Annotated in this window: 20 protein-coding genes and 1 tRNA gene; 1 reads left to right on the forward strand and 20 read right to left on the reverse strand. The window is 43.1% G+C overall.

All coding sequences use genetic code 11. From position 1 onward, the window contains the following. Positions 1–102: 102 nt before the first annotated feature. From G5B06_RS03330 to G5B06_RS19190, 12 genes are all read right to left on the reverse strand, one after another. Complete coding sequence (locus G5B06_RS03330) at positions 103–1,023, reverse strand: SH3 domain-containing protein (RefSeq protein ID WP_244092709.1); 921 nt, start codon at positions 1,021–1,023, stop codon at positions 103–105. A gap of 57 nt (positions 1,024–1,080) precedes the next feature. Continuing rightward, a tRNA-Arg gene (locus G5B06_RS03335) sits at positions 1,081–1,152 on the reverse strand. Between the two features lie 176 nt (positions 1,153–1,328). Continuing rightward, entirely contained in the window at positions 1,329–2,102 is a 774-nt protein-coding gene (locus G5B06_RS03340; RefSeq protein ID WP_148446407.1) for a hypothetical protein, read from the reverse strand. 9 nt (positions 2,103–2,111) lie between these two features. Next, positions 2,112–3,143, reverse strand: coding sequence for a DUF6077 domain-containing protein (locus tag G5B06_RS03345; protein WP_148446409.1), 1,032 nt, complete (start codon positions 3,141–3,143; stop codon positions 2,112–2,114). Further along, positions 3,140–5,434, reverse strand: a complete 2,295-nt coding sequence (locus G5B06_RS03350) for a xanthine dehydrogenase family protein molybdopterin-binding subunit (RefSeq protein WP_148446410.1) — start codon at positions 5,432–5,434, stop codon at positions 3,140–3,142. Before G5B06_RS03350 ends, G5B06_RS03345 begins: the two co-directional genes overlap by 4 nt. Further along, complete coding sequence (locus tag G5B06_RS03355; protein WP_173762292.1) at positions 5,431–5,901, reverse strand: (2Fe-2S)-binding protein; 471 nt, start codon at positions 5,899–5,901, stop codon at positions 5,431–5,433. The genes G5B06_RS03350 and G5B06_RS03355 overlap by 4 nt, the downstream gene beginning before the upstream one ends. Continuing rightward, complete coding sequence (locus G5B06_RS03360; protein ID WP_173762293.1) at positions 5,898–6,710, reverse strand: FAD binding domain-containing protein; 813 nt, start codon at positions 6,708–6,710, stop codon at positions 5,898–5,900. Before G5B06_RS03360 ends, G5B06_RS03355 begins: the two co-directional genes overlap by 4 nt. A 122-nt stretch (positions 6,711–6,832) precedes the next feature. Then, positions 6,833–8,509 (reverse strand): alpha-glucosidase, encoded by a 1,677-nt coding sequence (locus G5B06_RS03365; RefSeq protein WP_173762294.1) that lies wholly within the window; start codon positions 8,507–8,509, stop codon positions 6,833–6,835. Positions 8,510–8,520: 11 nt separating this feature from the next. After that, positions 8,521–9,156 (reverse strand): GNAT family N-acetyltransferase, encoded by a 636-nt coding sequence (locus tag G5B06_RS03370; RefSeq protein ID WP_118070498.1) that lies wholly within the window; start codon positions 9,154–9,156, stop codon positions 8,521–8,523. Positions 9,157–9,176: 20 nt separating this feature from the next. Next, on the reverse strand, positions 9,177–11,222 hold the full coding sequence (locus tag G5B06_RS03375) for a M28 family peptidase (protein ID WP_244092708.1): 2,046 nt from the start codon (positions 11,220–11,222) through the stop codon (positions 9,177–9,179). Positions 11,223–11,387: 165 nt separating this feature from the next. Further along, complete coding sequence (locus G5B06_RS03380) at positions 11,388–11,618, reverse strand: hypothetical protein (protein ID WP_173762289.1); 231 nt, start codon at positions 11,616–11,618, stop codon at positions 11,388–11,390. A gap of 39 nt (positions 11,619–11,657) precedes the next feature. Then, entirely contained in the window at positions 11,658–11,789 is a 132-nt protein-coding gene (locus G5B06_RS19190) for a hypothetical protein (protein ID WP_256442569.1), read from the reverse strand. Between the two features lie 299 nt (positions 11,790–12,088). Here G5B06_RS19190 and G5B06_RS03385 point away from each other — a divergent pair, with 299 nt between their 5' ends. Continuing rightward, positions 12,089–12,676, forward strand: a complete 588-nt coding sequence (locus G5B06_RS03385) for an AAA family ATPase (RefSeq protein ID WP_021650917.1) — start codon at positions 12,089–12,091, stop codon at positions 12,674–12,676. Between the two features lie 541 nt (positions 12,677–13,217). Here G5B06_RS03385 and G5B06_RS03390 read toward each other — a convergent pair. The 8 genes from G5B06_RS03390 to G5B06_RS03425 all read right to left on the reverse strand — a co-directional run bounded on the left by G5B06_RS03390 (position 13,218) and on the right by G5B06_RS03425 (position 25,565). Further along, entirely contained in the window at positions 13,218–14,324 is a 1,107-nt protein-coding gene (locus G5B06_RS03390; protein ID WP_173762295.1) for a DUF362 domain-containing protein, read from the reverse strand. 193 nt (positions 14,325–14,517) lie between these two features. Then, positions 14,518–15,366: an alpha/beta hydrolase gene (locus G5B06_RS03395; RefSeq protein ID WP_173762296.1), complete on the reverse strand. Its 849-nt coding sequence runs from the start codon at positions 15,364–15,366 to the stop codon at positions 14,518–14,520. A gap of 16 nt (positions 15,367–15,382) precedes the next feature. Next, the gene (gene thrH / locus G5B06_RS03400; protein ID WP_173762297.1) at positions 15,383–15,985 is read right to left on the reverse strand and encodes a bifunctional phosphoserine phosphatase/homoserine phosphotransferase ThrH; all 603 of its coding nucleotides are present in this window, start codon (positions 15,983–15,985) and stop codon (positions 15,383–15,385) included. Between the two features lie 135 nt (positions 15,986–16,120). After that, positions 16,121–17,512, reverse strand: a complete 1,392-nt coding sequence (locus G5B06_RS03405; RefSeq protein ID WP_015524707.1) for an alanine/glycine:cation symporter family protein — start codon at positions 17,510–17,512, stop codon at positions 16,121–16,123. A 248-nt stretch (positions 17,513–17,760) separates the two neighbouring features. Beyond that, positions 17,761–19,155, reverse strand: coding sequence for a magnesium transporter (mgtE, locus tag G5B06_RS03410; RefSeq protein ID WP_173762298.1), 1,395 nt, complete (start codon positions 19,153–19,155; stop codon positions 17,761–17,763). Positions 19,156–19,697: 542 nt separating this feature from the next. Beyond that, positions 19,698–23,045: a DEAD/DEAH box helicase family protein gene (locus G5B06_RS03415; protein WP_173762299.1), complete on the reverse strand. Its 3,348-nt coding sequence runs from the start codon at positions 23,043–23,045 to the stop codon at positions 19,698–19,700. 98 nt (positions 23,046–23,143) lie between these two features. Beyond that, the gene (locus G5B06_RS03420) at positions 23,144–23,452 is read right to left on the reverse strand and encodes a hypothetical protein (RefSeq protein ID WP_173762300.1); all 309 of its coding nucleotides are present in this window, start codon (positions 23,450–23,452) and stop codon (positions 23,144–23,146) included. Continuing rightward, the gene (locus G5B06_RS03425) at positions 23,427–25,565 is read right to left on the reverse strand and encodes a histidinol phosphatase (RefSeq protein ID WP_173762301.1); all 2,139 of its coding nucleotides are present in this window, start codon (positions 25,563–25,565) and stop codon (positions 23,427–23,429) included. The genes G5B06_RS03420 and G5B06_RS03425 overlap by 26 nt, the downstream gene beginning before the upstream one ends. Between the last annotated feature and the right edge of the window lie 28 nt (positions 25,566–25,593).

Below are 25,593 nucleotides of genomic sequence, written 5' to 3' on the forward strand. Positions count from 1 at the left end.
TATCTGGGCATGTTCGGGACTTACACCCGTTAGAGCGCGCCCATGGCGCGCAAACTCAAAAAATGCAGGTTCCAGAAAGAACCTGCATTTTTATTACCCTTACTACTCTAACAGACCACTGTATATATATCCGGTCTGTCCATCATAATCAACCTGTATCCAGTCGCCTTCCTGCCCCTTCTTCTCAACTTCCGTTCCTGCAGAAAGTCCACCGATAACCTCACCCTCTGAATCTGCTGAAGCACGAACATTACAGTCCTCTGTAACTGTAAGTACTGTTCCCACATCTGCGGAAGCACTTGCATCATCACCAAGTCCCTGAAGAAATTCTGCCAAGGCCGAATCACTCGCCTGCGCTGCTTCATAATCCGCTTTTACTTTTGTGATGAGATCCTGCACATCTTTTCCAGATTCCAGTTTTTTTACATAGGCACTGATATCTGCATCTTCATCAGCACCACCTTTGATCTTCAGGCTGCCGTCACTGTCCGTTTCTACATAAAACTGACTCAGCGCCGGAACCGGAGTCTCAATACCTGTACAGATATAATTAAAGACCACATAAACGACATACGAATCGTCCGTTAATCCTTTTTTCGCATAAACATCCTGTACTTCATACCCATCAATATAATCCCTTGAATTAATCTGTGACTCATCGGCCGGTGTAAATCCGTCCTCAATCGTCTTAAGTGTTGCAATGTCTTTTTCCCCAAAAGCTTTATAATAGCTTTGAATCAGCTCGGTTACTTCCGTGCTGGCTTTTTCCATGGTTGTCTCCGCATTCGTATCTGTCGCGGGACTGGCGTCTTTCTTCTCGTCTGTCTCCCCATCATTTGCCGGAGAAGAAGGATCATTTTCCTGGTTACTTTGGGCTGTTTTCTGATCTTCATTGGAATTCCCCTTCTTACCTCCAACACAGGCGCGGACGCCAAAGATCAGAACAAGCACGATCACCAGAATTGCTCCGCCTAGCATAAAATAGCGAAGGTTATCTGATAACCATTCTCTGAAATCATCCAAGTTCTTGTCCTCCTTATCATAACAACACGCCGGAACAATTCCCACTGTCCCGGGTAACACACCTGAAGGGAATCGAACCCCCGCACATGGTACCGGAAACCACTGCTCTATCCACTGAGCTACAGGTGCATAATGAAAAACATAACTTCTAAATCAGGTATGAAATTATCAAAGTAGGTTTACACTGTCTTTGATTTTAGCACAAAAGCCTGAAATTGTAAAGATTTTTTTGAACAGTGTACATTCATTATACATTTTGTGTTATTTCAGGCGCAGATTGCAATGATATCCACGCCTGAAATCCTTTATCTGTACTGCTCACATACAAAAATATAATACAGATCCACCGTATCCAGAATACGGTACCCTCCATTCTCCATATCCTGAAGAAATTTTTCATTCGGAGGTACCATAACTACATAGGTACATTCTGCAGTATTCGCCAGATCGGATACTGTTTTTCCATCCGGAATCTCGGAAGTAATCTGTTTATACAGATTTTTTATAGTTTTATCCGCAGCCCCATATCCTCTTCGTCCATATACCATTTTCAGTGACGGATCATAAACCCGGATATAAGATGCCGCATATTCATCTGCTGCAATTCTTACTTCCCTTTTGTTTCTGTCAGCATTGATTTTGTTGCAAATCATTGCAATTTCATCCGGAACCTGCCGATGGTTATAAACTCTTTCAAAATTCCCAGCTTTTATCATGCCTGTTCCGGAAATAACGACTGCCCCCACAAGAACCGCCGTCAGAACTGCCTGCAAAATTCCATTTTTCGACCTGCTCACAACTTCTGTAAAACCGCCTGCAATTACAGGTACTGTAGGCAAAAGCCAGAGAACTCTCCAGTATACGCTCTCTCCTATACAACGCATAATCACGCGTCCGGATACAGGACAGAAAAACAACCCCAGCAGAAGAACCGTATAAAAAAACAGTCTGAGTGCGATCCCTTTCTTTCTTCCCAGAATCAGTATACCAATTCCACTAAGCGCCAGCAGATATTGTACCCATCCATTGCCCCAGTACATATCCCATATGGTAACAGCCCATGTAACGATTTCTTTCATTCTCTTCTCCTATCGGATCACAATATATATTGCTCCCAGAATCAGGGATGGCAGACAGCACAGTGCCGTACATGCAGCTTTTTCAAGGCTTCGAAACCGCACCAGTCCCATCACCATAAGAACCACCAGCATGATACATGCCAGAATAATCCCCATGGAAGAAAGCAGACAACAGGAAATATCTGCCATCAGAAGCAAAAGCCACGTATATTCCCTTTGCTTCTCCAGAATAATGCAGCAACCCAGATACAGAAGCAATGGAAGAAAAACAGAAGCCAGGCAGGCTTTTCCCTGCCAGATACGAATCATCTGAAAGTTTTCTGAATTATAAATGGAATATCCCGAAAACCAGATCAATACTGCACAGAATATCATAAAAATTCCCCTGGCGTTCTTTTGTTCAGGGAACCATTTTTTTGCATACTGATATAAGACCACATAAGCCATAAAAATAAATACTGCCGGAAATATCATATGTGCCACAATCGCCGGATGAAATCCGCAGAGAGAACTCACCACTGCAAGAAACACCGGAAACGGCGACAGAACGTATCTGCTTGGCAGATGTGCATATGCATAACCGGTATATGGATTTATGGAAAAAATCGTATCTGTATGTACAGACGTTGTGGCAGTTGCCACATAAAAAGCATCGTCGGCATCCATATGTGCCAGAAATGATGCAACCGCCAGCTGAAAAATGATCAGCACTGCCGCAATCCAGAAATATACCGATGTTTCCATGTGTTTTTTTTCACCGTTTCCGGACATACGTTTTTCTCTGCACATAAAAATAAATCCTGCCACAGCTGCCACAGCCATAACTCCCGCAAAACTGTATTCCAGAATATGCAGCGAAAGTTTTGCCCACATCATCGGAAGTATCATCAGTTCCGCAACGGAAAACATCAGAAGATACCCGGCAAGAAGATACATGCCCATGGATTTCTTTTTACTTTTGTAAAAGACTGTCCCTCCGGCTGCCCACGGAACTGCCAGCAGCCACAAAGCTGCCAGCAGACATTTGATCACCATATTCATTTCTTCTCTCCGGCTTCCTGCTCAAGAATTCCCATCGCAACTTTTTCCGGAGTGATCGGGAGCTCTCTGACACGTACACCTGTTGCATTATAAACCGCATTGGCAATGGCCGGACAAGGTGTATCGATCACAAGCTCACCAATGGATTTTGCACCGAAAGGACCTGTCTTCTCGTAGCTGCTTTCAAACTCGATCCGTACCTTCGGAATATCCATACGGTTGGGGATCTTATACTGCATAAAGGAATTGTTACGGATCTTTCCCTTATCTGTATACTGGATATCCTCATACAGAACCATTCCGATACCCTGACCGATACCGCCTTCTGCCTGCACTCTGGCAAGATTTGGATTGATCGGGGTTCCACAGTCGATCACGCCCACATAATCAACGACATCGATCTGTCCGGTTTCCTTATCGATCTCCACTTCAGCTGCACCTACCATAAACGGTGGCGGAGAGATCGGAGAAGAATATTCTTTTACAACCTGAAGCTCACTGCAGACTCCACAGGTTGCTTTTCCTGCGATCTGCTGCAGCGTTACCTCTTTTCCGTCTTCTGTGCGGACTTTTTCTCCGTCAAAATCAGAATCCTCTGCAGATACCCCAAGCATCTGTGCGCCAAAAGCGTGGATTCTCTTTCTGAGTTCTCCGCATGCCTGGATCACGGCATTTCCGGTAGCGTAGGTTGTAGAAGATGCATAAGAACCGGAATCATAAGGAGAAATATCTGTATCCACACTGAATACCACGATATTTTTCATATCTGTATCCAGACAGTCTGCTGCCATCTGGGCAAGAATGGTATCACAGCCGGTTCCCATATCAGAACAGCCAAGTGCCAGGGTATAGGAACCATCCTCATTTAATTTAATGTCTGCTCCGCCGACATCGATCCCTGCAATAGATGAGCCCTGCATGGCCATGGCGATGCCGACACCCCGTACTTTGCCGTTACCCATATCACGGAACGGATATTTCTCATCCCATCCGATCATTTCCTTTGCACGGGCAAGACATTTATCCATGGTACAGCTGCCGTTGATCGGTACATCCGGATATCCCGGAAGTGCCTCTCCCTCCATTGGCATGTTCAGCTCACGGAATTTTACCGGATCCATACCCATCTTATGAGCCAGCTCATCTGCTGCGGACTCCACAGCAAAAATACCCTGTGTGGCACCATAGCCACGATATGCGCCAGCTGCCTGCATATTGGTGTAAACAACGTCATAGGCAAAACGGTAGGCTTCCGTATGACGATACAGCGCAATGGATTTATGGCCGGAAAGTCCTACGGTTGTAGGCCCATGCTCTCCATAGGCACCGGTGTTGGAAAGAGTATAAAGATCGATCGCCTTTACAATGCCGTTTTCGTCTGCACCCATACGGATATGGACTTCCATCTCATGACGCGGAGAAGACGCGATCATGGATTCCTTTCTGGAAAAAACGATCTTGGACGGACGCCCGGTAACCCATGTTACCAGTGCCGGGAAAACCTCACTGACAGAAGACTGTTTTGCACCAAAGCCGCCTCCGATACGAGGCTTGATCACACGAACTTTAGAAGACGGAATGTTCAGCGCATTTCCTACGATCCTTCGGATATGAAACGGGATCTGAGTGGAAGAAACCACCGTCAGTCTCTGAAAATGGTCCATATAACAGTAGGTACGGAAGGTCTCCATCATGGTCTGCTGATTTGCCTTTGTGTGGTAAACCTGGTCTACTGTATACGCACATTTTTCCAGCATGGCATCCACATCACCCACTTCTTCTACATTGGAGGAACAGAGATTACGCTTATTATCTCCACCGGCCGGGATCGGCATATACCAGTCATCCTCCGGGTGCACCAGAATGGGATTATCCTTGGCTGTGTGGATATCCAGAACTGCTTCCTCCACACGATATTTTACCTTAATGCGTTTCAGGGCTTTATCTACTGCCTCTTCTGTCTCACCGGCTACGATGGCAACCGGATCCCCTACAAAACGCACATGCTTATCTATGATATAACGATCCCATGGACTGATCTCAGGCGCTGTCTGCCCGGCCAGAGTAAATCTTTTGTGGGAAACATCCTCATAGGTCAGAACACAGGCAATCCCCTCGATCTTCTTTGCAGCATCTGTCTTGATCTCTTCCACCCAAGCATTGGCATGAGGACTTCTTAAGATCTTGACGATCAGGCAGTCAGAAGGTGCAAGATCATCGGTATAGACCGGTTTTCCGGTTACCAGCGACATTGCATCTGTTTTTGGCACCGGCTTGTTTACGTATTTCATTTTCCTTCCTCCTGTCCTTTTTTATAGTCGAGAAATTTCAGGATACTTCTGGTCTGTCCCACAAATCCCGAGCAACGGCACAGATTTCCGGAAAGATACTCCAGGATATCCTCTTCTGTGGGATCTTCCAGTTCCTTTAACATGGCAAATACATTCATGATAAATCCCGGATTGCAGAAGCCGCACTGCTCTGCTCCTTCATTTGCCATAAAAGCGCCGAATTCCTTTGCTTCCTCCTGCATTCCCTCCAGAGTCACGATCCGTTTCCCGTCTGCGCGGACAGCTAGCATGGAGCAGGACAGTACCGGACGTTCATCCATCAGCACAGTACAGAGACCACAGTTTGCAGTCTCACAGCCACGTTTTACGCTGTAACAGCTGTTTTTCCGCAGGAAATCCAGAAGCAGTTCATCCGGACGTACCTCTGCCTGCCGTTTTACACCATTCAGCCAGAAAGTGATATTCATTCTGCTCTCCCTCCGATCTCTTCCCAGGCTCTTCTTGTAAGGACTTTCACAAGAAGACTTCTGTATTCTTTTGAAGCACGCATGTTCTTGTCTGTAGAAACATGTTCCGCCGCATATGCGGCAAAAGATGCTGCTGCATCCTTTTTCTGCTGTGCATTCATCTGTACAAAATCTTTTAAGATTTCCTCTTCATCTTCCACGATCATTGCTTTTCCGGGTCTGGCCCCAATGACAGTTCTTGCTTTTCCGCCAATAAGAGCGGCCGCACAGGTGAGCACAGGAAAATCTGTGGAATTGTTCCGCTGACTTAAGTACACACTGTTCAGCGGCTGTTTTTTTACAATGATATTTACCAGGATATCGTTATCCTTTTCTATGGATGCAAACTGTGCCAGCGGAATGGTTCCGCCATTGTACAGCTCCACCCAGGTATCCAGCGCCAGAAACATGGTCAGTACATCGGAAAATCCGAATCTTCCGAAAATACTTCCGCCCACTGTGGCACAGTTTCGAAACTGCACACCCACAATGTGCCGTACACTTTCCCGGATAGCACCGTTTGTATAGGCATTCAGCTTTTTATGGGTTTCCAGCGCATGAAGTGGTGTCATGCAGCCGATCACAAATGCGTCTTCCGTTTCTGTAATAGTATCCAGCCCAAGACCTGACAGGTCAATGGCTGTCATGATGTTCCGGTTTCCCATTTTCAGCCAGACCATACCGCCCAGCACACAGGCTGTTCTTTTCTGGTTCAGTTCATATGCCTGTTCAAGGCTTTCTGCCTTTACGTAATTCTTTATCTTCAGCATACTTTATTCCCTTCTGAATTCTCATTCTCTTTCTTTACGGCTGTTTTTTCAGCCGAACATTTATTTTAACAGACTGTCAGCTAAATAGCTATTGTTTTTTTCTCTGCTGTTCTGACGCCGCATTAGACAGCGGTCTCCAGAACGATAAACTGATACGGTTTCAAAATGATCTCTTTTTCTGTGATCTCCACAGCTTTCTGATTATTCAGAAGCACCTCTTTTACTTCTCCCGGCAAAGATACCTTCTGTGACTGTGCCTGCATATTTCCCAGGATCAGAAGATTTTTCTCACCGTTTCTTGTATATGCGATCAGATTCTTCTGTTCTTCCTGATATGGAGCAAATGTTCCGTATACAAGCGTTTCTTTATATTCCGGAGCTTTTCTCAGTGCAGTCAGCTTTTTGTAGAAAGAAAGGAGGGAGTCACTGTCCGTTAACTGGGTCTCTACATTGATTTCCTTATAATTGGGATTGACACCAAGCCACGGCTCTCCTTCTGTAAATCCCGCATTTTTCTCTGCGCTCCACTGTACCGGAGTTCTGGCATTGTCTCTGGAAAATGCGGAAGCAGCATCAAGCGCTTCTTTTTCACTGCATCCGGCACGGAGCGCTACCTGGTATTCATCGATGGTACTGATGTCATCGATCTGGTCCATAGAAGTAAACTCCATATTCTCCATACCTATTTCCTGCCCCTGATAAATAAACGGAATTCCCTTCAGCAGGAAATAAACACCTGCCAGGAGCTTCCTGGAATCCGGACAGCGGTCTTCCGGAGAAATATAGTGACAGACACCTCTTGGCTCATCATGATTCTCAATAATGTTGGAGATCATACCGGTATCCCCGATCTTTTTCTGAGTATGGAAAATACACTTCTTGTACTCTTCCGGGGTCAGGTACGGTTTGGATGCATACCAGCCATCCTCGCTCTTTCCGTAACAGGTTTCCTCAAAATCAAACATAGACGAAAAGTATCCGTTTTCTCCGATGAAGTCTTTGATCTCATCTTCCTTTTCATTGAAGACCTCTCCTACAGTAAAAGCATCATAGGGATGAAAGCATTTTTCTGCCATCTCTCCCAGGAATTCTCCGATCCCTTCTGCCTCCTCCAGCATCCTTTCGATACTGCAAAGCCCGTCTGCACGATCGGCAGGATAATCGGAAAACGGAAGCTTCTTCTTGATATTGATAATAGCATCAATACGGAATCCTCCAAGCCCCTTTTCCATCCACCAACGGATGTTTTTGTAGACTTCCTCTCTTACCTCCGGATTCTCCCAGTTGAGATCCGGCTGCTTCTTGTGGAATACATGGAGATACTGTTTATCCGGATGTCCCGGAAGTTCTTCCCATACCGGACCACCGAAATAGCTCCTCCAGTTGCAGGGAGCCTTGTCATCCTTTTTGTCCCGGATATAAAAGAAATTTCCATACTTTCCGTCCGGATCCTTAATGGCCTGCTGAAACCACTCATGCTCATCGGAGCAGTGATTTACCACCAGATCCATAAGGATGTACATCTCTCTTTTTTTCGCTTCTGCGATCAGCCGGTCCATATCCTCCATGGTCCCAAACCGCGGATCGATCGCATAATAATCTGCAATGTCATATCCCTGGTCTGCAAGAGGAGATTTATAGATCGGGGAAAGCCAGAGGATATCTGCTCCCAGTTCCTTCAGATAATCAAGCTTGCTGATGATTCCCGGGATATCCCCGATCCCATCTCCGTTGGAATCATAAAAGCTCTTGGGGTATATCTGATATACCACCTTGTCATGCCACCATTTTCGTTCCATCGTAATTCCTCCTATGCCTGTTTGATCATGCAGTACTGCTTCAGATCAAATCCTTTTTTCTGTACAATGCCGTATAATTTAAATCCGAATTTCTCATACATGGAAACATTTGCCGGATTATGGGTTTCCAGAGAGATCATCAGCTTATGCCTGTCCGCATAATCGATCACCTCATCCATCAGCTTCTCAGCAAGACCATGATGCTGCATCTTCGGCGCCACAGCCAGATAGATCACATGAAGTCTTTCTGCTGTATGAAGCTGGGAAGTCCAGCTGGAATTCAGATAATCTTTTCCCTGGATGAATTTCCGCAGGGTCGCAAGACTTGGATCCTCTTTGATCAGATAGCCATCTGTTTTCAGAAGGGCAAAAAAATCCACCATCAGATTATGTAAGGCTGCTTCATGCTCCGTTCCGTCGGATACTACCAGGATGCTGTTCAGCTCACTGCTGTCTGCATAGATCTCACAGGTCTCAAAAAACTCCGTAAGATCACAGGTAAAAAGCTCCGGCATCAGACGTTCTCTGGTATCCCTGTCTGGGATCAGTGCATGATACAGAGGATCCTCCGAAAAACATACGGTCAATATCCGGATCAACCTGTCCAGATCTTCTTCTTTCACTCGGTATAAATTATGGCTTTCCATTCTTTCCTCCAGGTATGGTTTTATTCTGTTCCTTTTTCAAACATATCGCTGACCTCGCAGATCAGGTTTGTAAGTTTTTCCGCTGCGCGGATCAGATATTCAACATCATCCACATAGCAATGTTTCTGCCTATCCCAGGCTTCTTTCAGGCTCTGTTTTTCTGCCTCCAGACTGTCACCCGGTTTCTTTTCCTTCAGGCTTTCCACCAGATCATAAAGGTTCTCATGATGGATGATCCTGCCTTTTCCCCACATCAGACGGTCCGGAGACTGTTTCATGATATATTCTGTAAAATGATAAAAAACTTCCCGTTCAAACTGAAATGCATAACAATTATTATCAATACTGTAAAAGGATTCCAGCGCAGGCGCAATCTCTCCTTTTTCCAGATATTCCATGGCTTCTTTCAGTGCATAAAGATTGTTCTGTACGGCCTGCTGGGGAAAGATCACATTGTCATCCCAGTCCAGACGCACCAGATAATCCTGGGATTTCCGAAATACACCGAGAAGCTTTTCGGTGATGGCATCGGCTTTTTTCCAGTCACGTTTTTCTTCCGGAATGCTGTTGAAGCGGCGCACCTGCTCTGAAAGAATGGCAGCTGCTTTTTTCGCTTCTTCTGTTTTTTCCAGAAGGAGAACACCGTTGGCGCCGGTCTGCATACACAGATCCAGATCCAAGCTCTCAATACTACCGGCCAGTGCCCGTCCGAAATCCATCGGCGGCAGTGCAAGACTGTCAATAGCAAGAAGGAGCCTCAGATAAAATTCGTGGTGGAATTTATATACTTCTTCCTCATAAACATCCTGGTTATCATACTGGGAATGATAATAATTTTCCATAAACGGACCACCGCTGAAATCATTGACCATGGACGGGATCCCGGAAATCGCCATGGTAAAATCATCCGACCAGGTCTCAATGGGATACAGTGTAGTCATACCCTCCGGATAAATCCCCTCCGGCATCTGCACAGTATCCACGAAGCTACGCACAAAATCCGCATATTCATAGGTACATCGTATTGCGTCTCTGGTACTGTGTGCGTGAGCCGGAAGCTCGAAATTCAGATCTGCGATCACGTGTCCCGGCCACTCCGGTCTTGCCTCAAACACCTGACGATAAGCGCCTGTGGACCAGTCATATTTCGTGTCAGAAATCCCCCATTCTTCTGCTGCAAGCGCACATACTACAATGGTATGGCGAGGTCTGTATCCACCGCGGATCAGTGCCCGGGCAATTCTGATGATCATTGCTACGGCCGCATTATCGTCCTGAAATCCTTCAAAATAGGAATCATAATGGGCACTTAAAAGGATCATGGAATCGGAACTGGTTCCCGGGATTTTTCCTACAATATTATAGGTATACTGGTCTTTAATCACCTCTGTGTCCGCGTCAAATTCCACGGAAATCTCCGGAATCTTCTTTCCGTCCTCATTTTTTTCTTCCATCAGACGGCGGATCTTAAGAAAATCTGCTCTGGACATGGAAAAAGCCGGAGCACTGGAAGGTCCTGCAATGTCCTGTGCATTCAAAGCCGTATCGTCGATCTGTGCGTACCCTCTGCTCTGTACGGCAATGAGAGCTGCCGCGCCTTTTAAGTGAGCCTGATACACCGGATAATTGATCCACCACTCTTCTCTCTGGTTGATCTCGATAAGAACCAGCTTTCCTTTTACATCGATATTTTTATATTCGTCAGCAGTACCTTTTCCAAGATATACAAGGTCAAATTTCTGAAAGTCATCGGTCTTAAAATCCGTCTGGTATGCACCAAGCTGGATCTCATGCACGGTTCCCTCCTGGTCACGGTAGCGCATCACCGCTTTTTTAAATTCCCATGCATCCACACGGATCTTGTCTTTCTCTACCTCGGTGAGGCCTGCTTCTTTCATTTCTTTTAAAAGCATATCTCCGGTTTTCCGTTCTGCCAGGGAACCTGCGGTGCGGTATCCCAGAACCGGATTTGTTTTTTCCTGTTCCATGCGCTTGGCCAGATCATAGGATTCTTTTACATCCAGGCATGAAACACATTTCTCCACGATGTTCAAATTTACTGTCATCCCTTTCTCGGCAGTTCCCTGCCGGCAGTTCCGTCCTCCCGGCAGAGATATTCCTCTAACTGTTATAGATTATACCTTATCAATGTGCGGATTTCCAGATAAAAAAAACGCGATTTGTTCTGACGGAAAAATCCATCTCACAAATCACGTTATTATAATTTCTTTTTAACCGGAATACCGAAGCGCATCAATAGGCTTCCTGGATGCTGCCTTGTTAGCCGGATACAGACCAAAAAGCACACCGATCATCAGAGACATGGTGTTGGTGACACCGGACATGGCTTCCATGATCTCTGACTGATCCACAATGGAAAAAGCATCTTCGTCCTGCTCAAAGCGTTCCATCAGGAGCTCTGTAAACGCATTTTCTGCCAGGTCCAGATTACCGGTACCCACAATTGTCTTGGAAAGGTTCCCTTTTTTCGCCTCCGCCGATTACGTTTTCGCTGCTGTTTTCTGCGCCGGCTTCGTATGCGCCACTTTAAAATATCCCACAGTTCCCGCACCTGCCACACAGACAGTCGCCACCGGGATGATCACCATAAGCCTTTTACGCCGTCGTTTCATTTTCCTTAATCTCCAAATATGTTATGTATGTTCTCTCTGTTTTAAAAATATTTTAAAAGAAAAATGTGTAAAGACTTTGTGTGATCTGTGAAAAAGGTATGATATTTTTCACATGTAAATGCGGATAATTAATCATATTTTCTGTCTGTTACCGTCGTTTTTGTATATATTAAATATTATTTTAAATATTATGTATTATTTTCTGGTATTTTTTACTGAAATATGTTATAAAAGAAGTAAGAAAAACTACCGGAAATCAGATATTCCTGCTTCCGGTCCGAAATAAAGGAGGTATCTTTATGGCAAAACGTATTATCACCATCAATCGTATGTTTGGAAGCAACGGACGCCTTATCGGCAAGACTCTGGCTGAAAACCTGGACATCGGTTTTTATGATAAAGAACTGATCGACATGGCTGCCAAGAAAAACAATATCCCCTTCGACACCCTGGCAAAGGTAGACGAGAAAAAAGCCAGTCAGTGGGTATTTCCCGTTGACAGTGAGCTGCAGTTTACAGATAATTTCTCTTTTGTACCAATGAACGATGTGCTCTATGATCTCCAGAGAAAGATCATCCTGTCCCTTCCGCAGAGAGAGGACTGCGTAATTGTCGGCCGCTGTGCGACCAATATCCTGAAGGATAAATCACTTAAACTTTTTATCCATGCACCTTTTGAGGAAAGAGTTCAGAATGTGATACGCCGTACCGGCAGAGAAGAAGCCAGCGCACGGAAGCTGGTCAAAAAAATGGATAAAGAGAGAAAGGCTTACTATGAATACTTTACAGACAGCAAATGGCTGGATATGACACAGTATGATCTCTGTATTGACAGCAGCCGGTTTTCTATGGAGCAGATTATTGAGATTGTAAAGAGATGTCTTTAGGATTCTTTTTTTCTGAAAATTTTTTTCTGAAAAATGTTTTTACGCTTTGGAAGCGTAAGTGAAACCGCAGGGGGGGGAAGCACTCGTAGTTGCGAAAGGCCGTTTCCCCTCCCCTGCACCCCTTCCCTCTGGCCCCGCTAGAAATCGTACGTTTTGGTCATGTTACGTTACTGACAGGGCGATGGATTCTGCGTTTGTTTAAAACGCCAGGCTGTGCCGATCTCATCGGCATAACACCTTTCAACAAGAAGACGTATCCTTCCCACACCTCCAACTGCGGACGCTCAACTCATCAAAACGTAAGAACAGGACACCACGCGTCCGCTTCTACCTCTCCGGCTGAAACGTCAGCCGGGGAAGTGACAGTCCTCCGAGCTGCTACGGAGGAGGGGTGATGATGGTTAGGTTGCGGGAGACGGCGTTATTGCGGAAGGGCCCAGCTGTTTGAGCCGAAGGCGAGTTCTGGGCCCTTCCGCAATGGTTTTAGCCGGCTCACGGAACCTTAGCAGCATCCCCCGACGGAGTCCGGCCCGGAGGACTGTCACTTCCCCGGCGTCCGTTCACCAATATACCCCTTCAAAAACTCATATATATCCCCCTCCAACGGCGGACACCCCTCCACATAATTCTGAAACTTACAGGTACAGTGTCCCACACCAAGCACTCCCGTCTTACCACGATACCCCTGTCCGATGCAGATCTTTTCATCCAGCTTCTCAAAAAGCCCCTCTTCCTTCAGCATCTCCAATGCCGGGATCAGATACCCGTAGCAGGCACTGCAGGATTCCACTTCCTCCACGGCATCCGCAAGCTCCACAACCTTTCTGGATACCGGCATCCTCTGATCCGCACCATCCTCCAGAAATCTGACATCTGCTTTGGAAATATCTGAGCAGCCCACGCCAAGCTCACCTGCCAGCTTCACATAAGGAACCTCAGCTACCTCATAATGCATCATCTGACACACATATGCATCCACAAGAACCGGATCACAGGCAGCCATCACCCGGTTCATCACGACAGGATTTCCGCCATCCTCAAAATCCAGATCCCCGCAGATATTATCCACAACAATAAAGTCCTGCTGTATCCCCATATTCAGATGAGCAATGGGTTTATGAAGCCCCAGAGAATGAAACCGTCTCTTTTCCTTATTTGGGATCAACCCCTTCATATTCTTAAGGGCACAGGTGATCTTTGTCTGACAATGGCCTTTCAGAACCGGCACATTGATTAGAAAATCAAGCTCCTTTACCCGCTCACAGACATTCAGCTCCATTCCGCCGCAGTCCACAGAAATACCCTTATCCTTCTGCATATCCCAGAACGGCACCTGATACTCTTCCTCAAGCCTGTCAAAGCCACAGGTCTCAAAAGCCTCCCTTGTCTTATCTCCTACCCAGGATCCCTCCAGCATCACCATATCCCGGAAGCCATGCTCCTTCAGATACTCGATAATTCCTGCAACCACTTCCGGATGAGTCGTTGCACCCCAGGAAGCCTCTGAAGGAGAAACCAGATTCGGCTTAATCCCGATCTTTTTCTTTCTGTCCCCGATATGAGATTGAAGATCCGCTTTTTCCAGAAGCTCCTTTGTCATTCTTTTATATTCCGTACCACTGGTAATAAAAATCTGATTTTTATCCATAATTATCAAAATTCCTTTCTTTCTGCAATGTGAATGTTGATCCAGATCCACATCAAAACCCTGCAAAGCTTTTATCATCAGATAAGCCAGACAAAACAGCCGACAAATACAGCAGTCATCACAATCATAAAAAATACCCTCTCTACCGGTTTCCCGGTAAAAAGGATATTTTATCCGACACAGCAGTCTCGTATTATCTTTCGATCTTTGCCCCGTTCCACCATGGGAATTCTCGGTTCAGCCATTTTCCTGCAAGCTCACTCCATGGTTCACAGGCTCTTGCGATCCCTCTGCCGTTTTCGTTGGCAGTCAGCTCATTTGCCAGGCCGATCCCATGGGGTCCCTGCGGAAAAACATGATACTCCACTGGAATGCCCTTTTTATAGAGTGCCTGAACAAAGAGAAGTGTATTATCCAGCAGCACCGTCTGATCCTCAAAGGTATGCCAGATAAAGGTTCTGGGTGTATCTTCCGTAACCTGAAATTCCAGAGACATCCGATCTTTCAGCTCCTCATAACGATCTCCCAGAAGATTTCGAAAGCTTTCTTCATGACCAGCTTCCCCTGAAGTGATCACCGGATAATTCAGGATCATACCATTGGGACGGATCCTCTCGTTTTCCATTCCCGTGATTCCGGCAAGCTCCTCCGTATTCCAGAATACTCCCAGAGAAGCTGCCAGATGGCCACCTGCTGAAAAGCCGGACACAATGATCTTATTCTTTTCAATATGCCACTTATCGCTGTTCTCTCTGAGAAGAGCTACTGTTTTTGCCAGCTGACGGAGAGCCACCGGATATCTGGCAGGTGCCACACTGTAACGAAGCACCACTGCGTGATAGCCCATTCCCATAAACCGGACAGCAATGGCTTCTGCCTCTCTGTCTGAAGTCATGCAATAAGCTCCGCCCGGACAGATCACTATGACCGGACGCTTCTGTCCCGGATAGAGTTCTTCCGACTCCTGCCAGAAATAGGTCTCTATCCATGCCTCATTATAGTCCTTTGTTTTTTCTTCGATCACAATTCTTTCGTTGATCATTCCGACTTTCCCTTCTTCATTTCATTGCTTCCCTGATCGCTGCAAGAAGTTCATCGTACTCTTCGTAAGCAGGAACTTCCGGATGATCTGCACGGATCTGTTCTGTACTGCGGAAAAGGAAGCCTGCTTTGCTTGCCTGGATCATTCCGAGATCATTGTAGGAATCTCCGCTTGCGATAGTCTCAAATCCCATGGACTGCAGCGCCTTCACAGTTGTCAGCTTGGATTTCTCACAGCGCATCTTAAAGCCTGTGATCTCTCCGTTCTCTGCTACTTCCAGGGAATTACAGAAAAGTGTCGGCCGTCCAAGCTTCTCCATCAGTGGAGTTGCAAACTGTGTAAAGGTATCACTGATCAGTATCACCTGGGAAAAGGATCTCAGCTCATCTAGAAATTCCTTTGCTCCCGGAAGGGGATCGATCTTTGCAATAGTCTCCTGGATCTCTTTCAGTCCCAGACCATGTTCTTTCAGAATTCCAAGTCTCCAGTTCATCAGCTTATCATAATCCGGCTCATCACGGGTTGTTCTCTTGAGCTCCGGGATTCCGCTTGCCTCTGCAAATGCGATCCAGATCTCCGGTACCAGTACACCTTCTACGTCCAGACATGTAATATACATCTTTCATATCCTCCTCTTGATCCAACTTACCGTTGATATTTCACAGAGTCTGACTTCTTCCGGCTGTCAGAACTCTTTAATCTTTTAGCGCTTTACCCTGATATTACCATATGCTCTCAAGGTCTGTAAACAGTTTTATTTTTTCTTCTTTTCCGATTCATAGATTTTCAGCTCTTTCAGTGCTTTTTCCCCAAGAGGATACAGCATGAAAATATTAAAGATCGTCATCAGGCCGATTCCTACATCTCCCAGATCCCATACAAATGTGTAAGCCGCGATCCCACCGATAAACAGCATCACCAGTGCCAGCACCTTATATCCTGTCTGTGAACCCCAGTTATCACCAAAAAGATAAGCCACATTGCCTCTTGCATAAAACAGGATTCCCAGGAATGTGGAAAAGCTGAACATAAACAGTGTTGCAGCAATAAAGATCACTCCAAACTGCCCCATATGATAATGCATGGCAGTCTGAAGAAGTTCCATTCCGGAAAGCCCCTGTACCAGATCTTCCGGGGCCAGAAGCATGATCATAGCTGTACAGCTGCAGATCACGATCGTATCCACAAATACACCCAGGGCCTGGACAAATCCGGCTTTTACCGGACTGTCACATTCTGCTGCCGCTGCTGCACAGGGAGCGGAGCCGCTTCCCGCCTCATTGGAAAAAAGACCTCTTTTTACTCCGTTCATCAGCACGACGCCAAATCCGCCGGCAACAGCCTGACGAAATCCGAAAGCTTCTTCAAAAATCCGTTTAAATACTCCCGGCATACTTCCGAGATTTGTAAATATAATAAACAGCGTGATCACAAAATAAAGCACTGCCATCACCGGCACCAGAAGATCCAGAACTTTAACCGTTGCATTCTTCCGAAGCACGATCACAGCTGCGATCACTACCAGCACAATGGTAGTATACAGCGGCGGAATATCAAAAGCATTTTTGAAAGACGCCGTGACGGAATTGCTGATAACCTGACTGATCCCACACCAGCAGATCAGGCCGGAAATGGCAAACAGAACGGAAAGCAGAACCTTTTTTCGTTTTCTGCCCTGTTTTTCTTCCCAGTAGCGATGGATATAGTAGGCAGGACCGCCCCTGTATCCACCGTAAAGAGGATCCTTTTCTTTATAGAGCTGTGCCAGGGTTGCTTCGATAAAAGCAGTGGAGGAACCGATCAGCGCCGTGATCCACATCCAGAATACCGCTCCTGCACCTCCTGCCGAGATCGCAGCTACCACACCGACCAGGTTTCCCATTCCCACACGGGTAGCTGTAGATACGATCAGCGTCTGAAATGCTGAAAGATTATTTTTGTCACTTTTCTTTTCTGACAGGGCTCGTACCATATCCGGAAAAAGACGGATCGGCAGAAGCTTTGTCCTGATGGTAAAATAGATACCGGTCGGAATCAGAAGCAGGATCAGAAGTGAGATTCCCAGCGTACTTCCTCCCGGAAGCGGGATCCTTATCAGATCTCCCCACAGAAATGTATAGACCTTTTCGATCATTGTTACTATCATGTTACTGTTTCCTTTCCCCAATCACCCCATGTGATCGTTTTGTTCTCTTTTTCTGCCCGTTGTTTGTATTTATTTCTGCAACGTTTTAAACGGGCAAAGCGTGTCTTTCATTATAATAGCTTTCTGTTTGTATGTAAAGAAAAATCCCGAATCTTTCGATCCGGAATTTTTTTGTATTGGTAACTTTTCTGTTATTCGACAGATTTCTGGTATCTGTCTGTTTTTATGAGCATAGCTGCATTTTACTCTCAGCCAGCCAGGTGGAACATCTCGATCAGGAATATCCAGCTCATTCCATAGTATGTTATCACGGCTACAAGGTCATTCACCGTAGTGATTAGAGGACCTGAGGCTACTGCCGGGTCCACACCAACCTTTTTGAAAAACAGCGGTATGCAGGTTCCCACTGCACTGGATACCAGCATGGCCACCAGCAGGGATAATCCGATACAGCCGGATACCGCATAGGCAAATACGAGTGTTTTTCCTTTGAATAAGAAAATATACAATCCGATCAGTACAAAAGACAGAATACCGAGCAGACCACCGTTGCAAAGACCGATCCGCATTTCCTTCAGCACAAGCTCTGCTTTCTGTCTGCCCGTCAGCGTCTCATCCATCAGTACACGGATGGTTACAGCCAGGGACTGAGTTCCAACATTTCCTGCCATATCCAGGATCAGCGATTGGAAGCACATGATGATCGGCAGACAAGTAACTACTTTTTCAAACATTCCCACAACAGAAGATACCACCATACCAAGGCCCAGAAGAACGATCAGCCAGGGCATTCTTTTTTTCATGCTTTCAAAAAGAGGTTCTTTCAGATCTTCCTCTGCAGTCAGACCGGCCAGCTTTGCATAATCCTCTCCCATCTCATCGTCTACCAGATCGATGATCCCTGCGGATGTGATCACTCCAAGGAAACGATTGTCATCGTCCAGTACAGGAATGGAATCTTCAGAATAATCCTTCAGCCGTTCCATACAGTCGTCGATCTGCTCAGTACCATACACATATGGATAGGAAGTTACGATCAGCTCTTCCATAGGGTGGTCCTGTCTTGCTGTGATCAGATCCTTCAGATCCAGGGCTCCATAAAACTCCCCTCTGTCCGTCACTGCAAAGATCGTAGAAATATTATCATTATCTGCCGCCTGGGAAACCAGCTCACTCATGGCCTGCTTTACGGTCAGGTTTTCACGGATCACAATGCAGTTCGTTGTCATTCTGCTTCCGATCTCATCCTCATCAAAGGAGCGGATCATTTCAATATCTTTCCGCACCTGTTCATCCAGAAGCTGGATCAGAAGCTTGCGTTTTTCTTTATCGATCTGCTTTAAAACATCTGCCAGGGCATCGGTTTCCATTTTGGAAAGAATGGCTGCCGCTTTTTTTACATCCATCTCTTCCAGATATTGTACAGTTTCTTCTTCCTCCAGATATTCAAAAACATCTGCCAGCATACTGCTTTCCAGGATACGGTATAGTCTGCTGCGCTCCGCAGTGCTTAATTTTCTTAATACTTCCGCCAGATCGTTTTCGTGGAAATCCTGCAGCCTTTCACTTAAAACTGCCGGAGAAACACTGCTTCGGATCAGACTCAGAATATCTTTTGAAAAATCCTGATTTCTTTTTGTCATTTTCTCATCCTCCTCACATAGTTTCGCACAAAACACGCACACCAAAAACAGACATGTTAAAGCATGTCTATGTGCTGTTTGATTTTCGATTGTGTTTCCTTGGGATTTGATTATAAAGCGAAATGAATTTATACATGATCGCCTTACTGTAAGATTCTCAGAATGAGAAGAATGAAAAAGATATCTATTATAATCCTGCTACAATTATAATGTAATAATACCGTACAGATTCTGGTGTCACCTATATATCCTGTCATATATATCCTTCTGATATACAGACATAATATTCTCACAGACATTCTGTACACTTAAAACAGAATGGAACAGTCTCATCCCGCTCTGTTCTTTCCATCTTTCACTCTGAGAGCTACAACTTCGCCCATGAGAATCACAACTGTCCATTCTGTTCACCTGCCTTTTTTTCTTAATTCTTTTTATCAACCCGGCCATTATAACGTTCCCGGCCGGGTTTTGTCAACCGGATTTATGGTTAAATTTATTGTAAATCCGGGTAAATTTTTATGCTTCACAGAGGAGGATGTTTATGCAGCAGCATTTGCGTTGATCGTATCAATGACTTTTTTTATTCCAAGCCAAACACCCATATCTGTAAAGATTTCCGAAATGCTTCCACGATCCGTAAACGGAGATTCCAGCAAAACAGAAAGATCCTTCATCATTCCATTATGAACAATATACTCAATGATTTGATTTACAAAATAAATCTGCCTGCTGTCCAGATTTACATCCTCAAGATACTTTGAAAAAGCTTCCTTTGCTGCATTCATATCAAGACCTACCATTTCTCTGACAAATTCTCCCAATGGCTTTCTGCCAAATTCTGCTTCATAATCCTCTTTTGTACCAAGCTCGCTCCAGAGAATTTTTTCCAGTTCAGCTACATCTTTTTCTGTAAGTGACTGATTCTTTTTCAGCTTAGCTATTACATGGTTATCCTGATGCTGTCGGACATAATATTCTACTCGTACCTTGTAATTTTCCAGATCATTGTTTTCCAATTCTGCTTCTTTCCATTCCGTTGAAAGAATTTCGTCTGTAAAATTGGTCATATATTTATTCCTGCTCTTATCCGGAATATACTTCATAAGATCTCTCAGATTTTTCCTGATATTTTCAAATTCATCAATTCCTGCATTTTCCACATAATCTGTATGCAAAATCTGATCGATCAGCTCTGTCTGTGCCTGAATCTCCGGTATATTTGCCACTCCGGCAATTCCGGAAACCTTTTTTAAAAGATCTTTTCGCGCACTTGTATATTTCTTTCCAACCAGAGATGCAAGTTCTATTCCATACATAAGTGCATCAAAACGTACTGCTGTTACTTCATCACTTTCAGGCAAAATCAAGGGTGCAACCTCTTCCCGTACAAGTAAAGTATCTTCATAAGTAAGCATCTGATAGTTCGACTCTTCTGAATATAATTCTACATATTTCAAATGTTGGCGAACTGTAAAACTATCTCTTGGGAGCTCTTTTACTTTTTCAGTCATGTGCTTTACAAGTGCAGTCCTGTACGCAGTTAATTTATCTGTCTGATATTTAATATCCTGAAGCTTGTACGAAATCTCAAACTGAAGATTAAAAACTGCACTTTGCAACGCCATCAGATTTGCGCTTGCTTTTCCTTTATTCATTCGGAAAAACTCAAAATTTCCACAAAAATCAAAAATGTAAAACTTTTTCTTATCTTCCCCATCCAACAATCCCGGACATAGTCTTGTTCCTCGTCCGATCATCTGCCAGAATTTTGCTTTACTCATAACTTTCTTAAAGAATACAAGATTAAGAACTTCAGGTACATCAATTCCGGTATCTAACATATCTACAGAAATTGCGATCTGCGGTAGTTTTTTCGGATCTGAAAACTCATCAATTGCACTCTGTGCATATTTCATTCTGTTATCGATCACCATAGCATAATTCTTTAAATGCGGATATTCCTTATTAAAAATCTCAAGAATTTTTTCCGCATGATCATGATTTTTCGCAAAAATAATTGTTTTTCCAATCTTCTGTCCGTATTCAATTTTAATCCCATCTCTCATCAGGACATGAAGAATTTTTTTAATGGTATCTTCGTTAAAAATCCAGGTATTCAATGCAGCCGAATTTATCGCTTCCGGAAGCTTTCCATTTTCGTCTTCAAAAGTATTTTCATAGATTTCTTTATCTGCTTCTGAAAGTTCATCATATACAATTCCCTGATCAATAAATTTCACCCTGGATTCCACCGAAAGATAATCAACCAGATATCCATCCTTAACCGCCTGCGCCAGATCATATCCATAAGTGGGATCTCCGTTTGCCAGTTCAAATACTTCATATGTATTTTTGTCAATCTCATCTTTCGGTGTTGCGGTAAGTCCTACAAGCAGTGCATCAAAATATGTAAAAATATCTTTATATTTATTATAAATGGATCTGTGCGCTTCATCACAAATGATCAGATCAAAATGACCACTGGTAAAAACTTTTCCTTCTTTGTCATTTATCGTATCAATACAGTTTATCATGGTCTGATATGTGGAGAAAACACATCGCGACATATAATTATTCTTTTCTTCAACCAGATTTGTACAGGAAAAATCCTGCATCCAGTTTACAAAACTTCTTTTCGCCTGTGTTACCAGTGAATTTCTGTCCGCCAGAAAAAGTATATTCTTTACCCAGCCCGCATCAACCAGTACCTTGCACAAAGCCATTACTGTTCTGGTTTTTCCGGAACCTGTGGCCATAACAAGCAGGGCTTTTCTCCGATTCTTTTCATCAAAGCTCTGGCATACTGCTTTTATCGCGGCTTCCTGATAATAGCGGTCTGCTATCTTTTTATCTACAGAAATATTTTGGAGGCTTGTCCGCATACTCAAAAGGTTAAACCATTTCTCCAGATCCCGTTTGGAATAAATAACTGAACATTTTCTTTCTGGATATTGTCCGTCTATGATCCGGGTTTCAAAACCATTGGTAAGGAAAATTACCGGACGCCGTTCATATTTCTTTTCCAGCAGATCTGCGTAAAGTTTCGCCTGCTGCCTGCCCTCAGCAATATCCTTGCAGGTACGTTTTGCTTCTATAATTGCCAGAGGTTTATTCATATCATCATAGAGAACATAATCAATATGTCCAATCCCTGATTTATTCGGCATTCCTGTCACAGTCATCTCATTTAACCAGTCTTTTCCCTGTGTCCATCCTGCATCAATGAGCATGGAATCTATGTAAAGTTTTCTAGTTTCATATTCAGACAGATCCAGAGGTTTCGGAACATATGTCTGCTGCTGTTTCTCGTGGCGTGCGGACAGTTCTTCCCTGAGAAAAGTATTTTCTGCCATCAGTTTTTGTAGATCCAGTTCCTGCTGGGCAGTTTTTTCTTGTTCTTTCAGAAGTGTTTCCTTTGCTTTTCTGGCTGTTTCCCTGGATGCCTTTGCCTTCTCAATTCTGCCATCAATAATCGATTTGTCAAATGGATGTTCCTGATACTGTTCTCCATAACAATATGCAACGTAATCTAAAAAAATCGACAGATTTTCAAGACAGAGCATCGCTGCATCTCTGCCAGGTTTTTTATTGCTATGTGCCACACTATTTCCACATCTGCGGATATAATCCATCCTTTTCCAAAGATCCGGTCCCACTAACTGTCTGAATTCCTCTGTATTCATCAAAGTGTGAAGGTTATCCTGGTACGGAATCTGCAAACTGTTCTCCACAGAATACAACCATTTCACAGCAAATTCCATAGCCCGCCGGCTGTTAAGAATACTCGCATCCGGATCTGCCAATATGATCTTCTCCGCAGATATGGCAACATTTGCAAATGCAGAGAATTTTGATTCATTTTTTAAATAATCAAAGTTTGTTACCATTGTGAAACCTCCCTCTTTTACTTTCAATTTTTCGTGTGATTTATGAGGAAAACTCCAGGTTTTCCACTGTATCCGTGTGGTTTTTCCGTATTTTGTCATCACTGCATTTTTAGTTTTTCTGGCATATTTTTTCTCACATTCGTAATCTCTTTATTTAAATCTTTTATATATTCTTTACACACATCTATATATAACCCTGTTTTATATTCTGGTTTTTCCAAAAACTGTAATTCAACGGGATTCTTTGTAATCTCTGTAAGTAACTTTACAAATATACTTTTCAAATTATTTTGGCTTTCGTCATCATTAAGACATACTTCTGCAACTTCTTCAAAGCCAAACACTAAATAATCTTTGTTTTCTCTTTTCTCCAAATATACATTAATCACTTTGCTTTCCTGATTCATAAATATCCTTCCTATCATAAAATGCATTTTTACCGCCCTCAAGAGTATGCATACTTTCTTGAGTCCAGTTTTTAATGTCTGTTTCATCATCTATATTTCTAAGTTCATCATAAAAAGGATTACCAACATACGTTTTATATACTCCATTCTCATGAGTTCTTAATATACTAATATACGGAAGCGTACCAACTGCAATATTAGCATTATGTGTTGCTATAATTACTGTTTTTCTCCTTTTTGCAAGATCAGTTAATTTGGGAAGTATATTAGATGTTATATATGAATTTCCCATTCCCAATTCCGGTTCATCTAAAATATATACATCACTTTCTGAATCCAATAACTTTTGCATCAATAGAATTCCACGTTCTCCATTAGACGGTTTGTAAATTTCTCCATTTTCTAATGCTGTTTCTTTAGACACTCCTATAAATGCGCCTATGTCTTTAATTCCATCATCATAGAACTCTTGAAACTTTGATACTTCTTCCGATATATTCTCCGCTAAGATAGCTTTCTTTATCCCCTCTATTACATGTTTACAATTTCTTAATATAGTTATTCCCTGTTTAAATTCATCTGTACGTGATTCTTTGGCTAACATTCTGTATCGTGTTTGAATGTATATATCACCTTTTTCCTCAAGGTTTCCCAAATATTCTTTTTCAACCTTGTCCGTAGCAGAAAATGCACTACATATTTCTTCCACATTTTCAAACAACTTAAACCTTTCTATAGCAAAATCATAAAACCCCACACTGCTAGGTTTAGATATTGTATCAGAACATTTATCCGCTATTGCTTTTATCTTATCAATGCTCCAGTTTGTAAGCTTAATGCTTTTATCACTGTTCCACATTTGCATTATTGCATCATTTATATTTTCACATAATTTTTCCAATAGCAACATTAAAGTTGTACTGTCTTGCTCATCCAAATATTTTCCTATATCAATTTTTTGAAATGTAGATTTTGTGAATTCTTTCAAATATTTATAATCTAATTCAAGTTTTCGCTCATATATTCCTTTCTCTATATGCACGCACTCTGTTATTTTCATTCTCCCTTTATTTTTATTGTTATCTTTTGTTTCCATCCAACTTATATATTTTTCAAAAGATGTTGGTAATGCCTCTTTCCAGCTATAAATGTCAAAGAACTGTTGTCCCATACTATCCAATCGAAGCTTCTCAGGTGTAGCTATTACATCATTAATCTTTAACATTTTTGAAAAATCCACATCTTTTTCACTACCTTTATAACTTTCCATTACGATTCCATTTTCAATATAATATTTCTTCAAAGATTCAAGAATTTCTGTTTTTCCCGTTCCCTTCTGACCGAAAATAATATTAATATCTTCATAGAAAGGTAATTTAAAGTTTACTCTTTTATATGGCGATACAGGAATCTCCTTTTTTCGTTTTTGATTGAGCAATGTATCTATTATTTGTACATCTTTTTTCGCTAACAAACAAAATTGCTCAAATGTTTGTACTGGTAATCTTATATCCGCAAACTTACTAGTTTCATACTTGTCCCAATCCTGTACATCACTTCCTATAATAACACTATAATCAAAATTGGAAAAAACTCCAAGACTTCGATAATCAGATGTTTCTTTAAATAACCGACTAGAATCGGGTAATAACTCCTCTAATTCCTGAATATCTTCATCTGAAAGTTTGGGTTCTTTATGAAAATGTGGTATATAAATACAATCACATTTTCCAAAGACTTCATACACTTTTTTTACACTAATTTGAAATGTATTTACATCTTCATCTTTAATCAATTTTTGTACTTGAGTATTAAACAGCTCAACATTTTTAGGATTAGCAATTACTATCAAATGACCTCTTTTACGATTTCCCTTTTGGTCTGCTTTTCCTAAAATATCAAGTTCTATTCCCGGCCATATGTCGCAATTTCCCGCCGTAATATCTTTAAATTCTTTGTACTGCTCATAATCAAATTGATTGTGATTTGTTATTGCAACAATTTCAACCCTCGCTTCAATAATCTTTTGAAAAAATTTGTCTTTGGTAACATTTCTTGTATACGCATCTCCTGTTTTTACCTTCTTTGTGTGACAATGTAAATCAATTCTCATAATTGCCTCCCATCTCAGGTATAAATTT

Source organism: Blautia luti (assembly GCF_013304735.1).
Classification (GTDB): Bacteria; Bacillota; Clostridia; order Lachnospirales; family Lachnospiraceae; genus Blautia_A.